This window comes from Methylobacter svalbardensis, from assembly GCF_037671525.1.
Lineage (GTDB): Bacteria > Pseudomonadota > Gammaproteobacteria > Methylococcales > Methylomonadaceae > Methylobacter_A > Methylobacter_A svalbardensis.
Window position 1 is genome coordinate 1 of the sequence record NZ_JAWPOH010000115.1, and the last position, 5,466, is coordinate 5,466.

The 5,466-nt window shown below is 48.1% G+C and carries 6 protein-coding genes and 1 tRNA gene; 5 read left to right on the top strand and 2 right to left on the bottom strand.

The features are described from left to right. Window positions 1–198: 198 nt before the first annotated feature. Both RW114_RS19645 and RW114_RS19650 read right to left on the bottom strand, forming a co-directional pair. A complete protein-coding gene (locus RW114_RS19645; protein WP_340124432.1) occupies window positions 199–975 on the bottom strand; it encodes a pentapeptide repeat-containing protein in 777 nt (258 codons plus the stop codon). Between the two features lie 156 nt (window positions 976–1,131). After that, complete coding sequence (locus RW114_RS19650; RefSeq protein ID WP_340124433.1) at window positions 1,132–1,332, bottom strand: hypothetical protein; 201 nt, start codon at window positions 1,330–1,332, stop codon at window positions 1,132–1,134. Between RW114_RS19650 and RW114_RS19655 the strand changes: the two genes are divergently transcribed. The 5 genes from RW114_RS19655 to RW114_RS19675 all read left to right on the top strand — a co-directional run bounded on the left by RW114_RS19655 (window position 1,320) and on the right by RW114_RS19675 (window position 4,885). Continuing rightward, on the top strand, window positions 1,320–1,931 hold the full coding sequence (locus RW114_RS19655; protein WP_340124434.1) for a paraquat-inducible protein A: 612 nt from the start codon (window positions 1,320–1,322) through the stop codon (window positions 1,929–1,931). The genes RW114_RS19650 and RW114_RS19655 overlap by 13 nt on opposite strands. Next, complete coding sequence (locus RW114_RS19660; protein WP_340124435.1) at window positions 1,928–2,539, top strand: paraquat-inducible protein A; 612 nt, start codon at window positions 1,928–1,930, stop codon at window positions 2,537–2,539. Before RW114_RS19655 ends, RW114_RS19660 begins: the two co-directional genes overlap by 4 nt. 2 nt (window positions 2,540–2,541) lie before the next feature. Beyond that, window positions 2,542–4,122 carry a PqiB family protein gene (locus tag RW114_RS19665; RefSeq protein ID WP_340124436.1) on the top strand — a complete coding sequence of 527 codons (1,581 nt, stop codon included), beginning with the start codon at window positions 2,542–2,544 and terminating at the stop codon, window positions 4,120–4,122. 2 nt (window positions 4,123–4,124) lie between these two features. Then, the gene (locus tag RW114_RS19670; RefSeq protein WP_340124437.1) at window positions 4,125–4,721 is read left to right on the top strand and encodes a PqiC family protein; all 597 of its coding nucleotides are present in this window, start codon (window positions 4,125–4,127) and stop codon (window positions 4,719–4,721) included. An 88-nt stretch (window positions 4,722–4,809) separates the two neighbouring features. Next, window positions 4,810–4,885: transfer RNA gene (locus RW114_RS19675), tRNA-Lys, on the top strand. Window positions 4,886–5,466 lie beyond the last annotated feature (581 nt).

Here is a 5,466-nt window from a genome sequence, read left to right on the forward strand (position 1 = left end):
AGCTCACATGCTCTCCAATGACTCGACGCGATGTCGGAAAGCCTGTATTTTCACTACGCAAAAAGACGCTTCGTGAAAACACATGCACTATCGCTTCTGGGGACTACTCGACTCCTGTCTCGCAGCGATGGATGATGATTCAGGTATCGTGTAAGGGCAACCGATCGGCCACCCTTTTTGCTTCTTACCTCTATTTCGTCACTCAAAAATAGCCGCTTCAAGATTTTTACTGGAAGTCAAGCCTTTCAAAACCGATTTATCCTTGATACCGCCAAACCGGGTACCTGCCAGGTTAGCGCCGGTAAAATCGGCATCCTCCAATTTGCTTTCGGACAAATCCGCTCCCGATAAATCGGCATCGGTCAAATCGGCTCCGGAAAGATCAACGCCAAATAACACCGTGTTTTTCAGCACACTCCCGGAAAGATTGGCATGGCGCATCAACGCGCGATTAAGGTTGGCATTAGACAGATTGGCGCCCGATAAATTGGCATTATTCAAGCTGACCCGCATTAAACCCATAGGTTGATTCTTCATATCGACGCCCCAATTGGCGTGGGACAGATTGGCATGGCTAAGGTTGGATCGATCCAGATTGGCAATAAACCGGCTGCCGGTCAGATTGGCGTTGCTCAAATTAGCGCCGCCCATGTGTACGCCGAAAATGCTGGTATTGGACAGATTAGCGCCGGAAAGGTTGATTTTGGACATCACCGTTAAATCCAGATTCAGGCCGGATAAATCGCTGTTGCTTAAATTGGCGTTACGCAAATCCGAACCCCACAGGTCGGCGTTCCTGAAATCCAGGCCGGATAAATCCAGTCCGGTAAGATCTTTTCGGCGCAACTGTGCGGGGTGGCTCTTATCCGCCTTGGCAAGCTTGTGTTGTACAGATGCCCGGTTAAACTCGGCCGCCGATGCCGACAGACAAAACAATGCGGCTAACAAGCCCAGACCGTAAAAATGGGTTTTCATGTGTATACCCCTGGTGAATACATGGAATTAGATTGAAATAATGAGTAGAACTTTATCGACAGTTCCGCACTATTGCAACCGGGGAATGGAAATTGTCGGCTGTACTTGGTCGACGCAATCGACATCGTCGTCATTCCGGCAGGGATTCTCTGCGCACTAGGTCGGATCACGCAGACTATCATCCTGTCTGACGCCCTTCGGGTTAATGCAAATCTGTTCCAGGGCGTAGGCCAACGGAACAGATAGAGCGACAAGCCTTTCATTTAAGCCCCTAAAGCCCAAAATGACAACAGGCGTATTGGCGAGGATAATACCCCGCACATCCTGAACATTAACCCCGCAACATGAACCAAACAAACTTCACCGCCTGCCCCGAGTGTGATCTATTGCTTAACCCCGCCATGCCTGTGGTCGGTGACAAAGTGCACTGCCCGCGTTGCGGCTATCTGCTGCAACGTCCGCGCAAACAAAGCGTCGAGCGCACTTTTGCGCTGTCTGTTGCCGGGTTGATCTTGATTTTCCCGGCCAATTTGATGCCGTTGGTCGGTATTAAAATGCTCGGCAATACTAAAGACGGCACTTTGTGGTCGGGCGTGGTTGCGTTATTTGAAGAACAGCTGTGGGGGGTTGCGATATTGGTGTTTTTATCCAGCATTGTATTTCCATTGCTGAATATTATTTTATCCTTGCTGATCAGCGCGCATCTTTATTTCAATAAACCGAGCCGACATCTGACGCATTGGATGCGCTGGCTGCAACACCTCGATGAATGGGCGATGCTGGAAGTTTATATGCTGGGCATTATTGTCGCCTGCGTTAAACTTTCCGCCACGTCTGAACTTAAATTCGGTTTTGGGCTCTACGCATTCGTGGCCTTGCTGATCATAACCGGCATGCTGACGAGCAGTCTGGATAAGGTTTTGTTCTGGCGGCAAATCGGGCAATTAAGAAAATGAAAGCCAAAAAGACTGCTCTGTCTCAGGGTTTTATCCGTTGTCATGATTGCGGCTGTTTATCAAGACAGGCTGGCAAAAACAGACTTTGCCGGTTATGCGGCGGCCGCCTGCATCCCAGGGTACCCAATAGTTTTCAACGCACCGCTGCCTTGTTGTTGAGTGCTTTCTGTTTGTATATTCCGGCCAATATTTTTCCGATCATGACCATCACCAGCTTGGGCGTCGGCGAACCGCACACCATTATCGGCGGCATTATGGCATTAATTAACGGCAACATGGTGCCCATAGCCCTGCTGGTTCTGGTCGCCAGCATTCTGGTACCCTTGTTAAAATTGCTGGGGATCAGTCTGCTGTTACTCAACGTTCATTATCGCTGGCAAGGCCGGGCAAAAAAATGGACTATCCTATACCGTATTATCGCTTTTGTCGGCCGCTGGTCGATGCTGGATATTTTTATGATTTCAATTCTTGTGTCCTTGGTTGACATGGGCGGTGTGGCGCAGGTTATCGCAGGGCCTGCGGCAACCGCATTTGCTGCGGTCGTGGTGCTAACCATGTTTGCCGCGAAAAATTTCGATCCACGATTACTATGGGATAACCAGCGCTAAAAATGAATGACTTTATCGACCCTGATGCGTCAGACGTGACCATCAATAAAAGAACCGAATTGCCGCTGGTGTGGTTTTTACCCTTGATTGCCCTGCTGGTCAGCGGCTGGCTAATCGCCAAATCCTACAATGAAAAAGGCCCGGTTATCACGATCAGCTTTCCTACCGCAGAAGGTCTGGAAGTTGATAAAACCAAGATTAGATACCTGAATGTGGAAATCGGCAAAGTCACCGCGATCTCCATCAGTGACGATTTAAAAACCATTCTGATTACCGCGCAAATGAACAGCACTGCGGCCGGTTATTTGAACAAAAATACCAGCTTCTGGGTGGTGCGGCCTCAAGTGGGCTTGGGTGGAATTTCCGGGCTGGGCACACTGCTCTCGGGGCCTTATATCGCCATCAAACCGGGCGATGGCACCAAAGAAGATCACTTTACCGGGCTGACCACCCCGCCCTTGTTAAAAAACAACGCCGAAGGGTCGCACTTCATTCTGGAAACCAATAACCTGGGTTCTATGAAGCCGGGAACCCCGATCAATTTCCACGGCATAACCGTAGGCGAAGTCCTCAGTCACAAGCTATCTGACGAAGCGGATGCGATACGCTTGACCATTTTTATCAACAAACCCTACGACCAGTTCGTCAGGAAAAACACCCGTTTCTGGATAGACAGCGGCGTCGATTTATCCGCCAGTGCCGATGGTTTTAAAGTCAGAACCGGGCCGTTGATTTCCTTATTAAGCGGCGGCATTGCCTTTCGCGCTTCTGCGGAAGACACGAATGAGAATATCCTCCCTGAAAACAGCATTTTCCCACTGTACGATACCTATACGCTATCGACCCAGGTTGTTTATCAAAACACCTTAAAATACGTCATGTATTTTAACGGCTCGGTACGCGGCTTAACCGTAGGCGCGCCGGTGCAAATACGCGGCATCCCTATCGGCAGGGTTACCGAAATCAACCTGGAGCTGGATAAGAAGACCGCTGAAATTCATATTCCGGTCACCGTGGAACTGGAACCGGATCGCATCATAGAAATCAACAACCCAAAACATATCAGCGATAAAGATATTATGACGCAGCTGATTAATAAAGGCCTGCGCGCACAATTACAGACCGGCAGCCTGCTGACCGGACAACTGCTGGTCGATCTCGATTTTCATCCGGAAAGCAAGATTGTATTCAGCGACAATAAAAGCGTCTATCCCGAGTTCCCCACCACCGCCAGCTCGCTGGATCAATTTACCCATTCGGCCAACATTATCATGAATAAGGTTGCCAAACTGCCGCTGGAAGACTTAACGACTGAAGCCAATAAAACCCTGCAAGCGTTGCAAAGCACGTCAAAAGCAGCAACCGGCATGCTGGCGACCGCTAAAGGTACACTGGATACCGCCGACAAAACCATGACTTCGGCACATCAGCTATTAAGCACGCTGGAACCCGGCTCAACCACCCACTACGAACTGGATCAATTGCTCCAAGAACTGACCCAGGCGGCAAGCTCGGTCAAACAACTAGCCGATTATCTGGAACAAAATCCCAACTCATTAATTCGCGGCAAACAAGAGCAGTAACTATGGCAAATCAACGCTCAAAATGGTTAATATTACTACCGGCCTGCACCCTGCTCTCTGCATGCCTATCGACGCCACCCACCCAATTTTATGTGTTAGAACCGTTGAGTGAGCCCTCTTCATCCTCAACGACAGCAGCAGAAAAACGCCAGATCGGCATAGGCCCGGTATCCATACCGATCTTATTGGAGCGCAAGCAAATTGTCACCCGGTTACCGGATAACAGCGTAAAAATTGCCGAATTTCATCAATGGGCATCGCCTTTAAAAAATAATGTCGCACAAGTGCTAACCCATAACCTGGCTACATTGCAACCAGACGACCTGATCAGGGCTTATCCCTGGAGCGCTTACGGAACGGTCGATTATCGCATCGTCATAGACATCATCAGATTCGACACCCGCCCTGAACAGAGCGTAAATTTTGAAGCCAACTGGTCGATAATGAATGAAAAGAAACATACTTTGCTAAGCAATGGTCACACTTTAATTGAGCATCCATTAAATGACTCATCCTACCCGTCTACCGTCAAAGCACTGAACCAAATCCTGAGTGAATTCAGTCAGGAATTATCCACGGTACTGGGTAAATTAAACTGAAGACCTGATAAAATAAGCGCTACGAGTAGAGTAAAAGGAATTTTGTTCTTGGATTAAGCGAATAAATCCTTTAGAATTGTCGAATCTTGGGGTGTTAGCTCAGTTGGTAGAGCAGTGGACTCTTAATCCATAGGTCCAGGGTTCGAATCCCTGACACCCCACCAATAAAATCAAGGCCTTACAGATTTATATCTGCAAGGCCTTTTTTATTTGTAGCGCCATGTAACCAGTATGTAACCGCATTTACTAAATACCCATGCGTATATTTTCAGGATCTAACCGGCTTTAAACACCCGCAACACTTGCCAACAATTCAGACATAAAAACACCAGCAATGCTTGCCTAAATTTTAGACGATAAAAAACCCGCTCGGGCCGGTCTGTAAGATGAAATTTAAGCATAATTATTTTTTATTAAAGGCATTATAATGAAGTTGTGGTTGGGGGTAACTCCTGAACACCGGTCCCCTGTCACTGCCGACTACCATAACTTCAAGTGACCCGCTCAACTCGGAACCTATATGCACCCAACGCGGATAGAAGTACCTTATACTCGATGTTCAAGTTTTTAAATTTTTTGCAGCCTGATTCTTGGAAAATTATCCAGCAGCACGGTACTGTAGCGAAACCGTCGGCCCTAAACGCCCCAAATCCCTCCCAACCATATGTTTTCCAGAAGGCATTAACTGAAAAACCTCATCAATAAGTCCAGCCAATTCTTTGAGCTTAGCCGCAGGATTCTTATC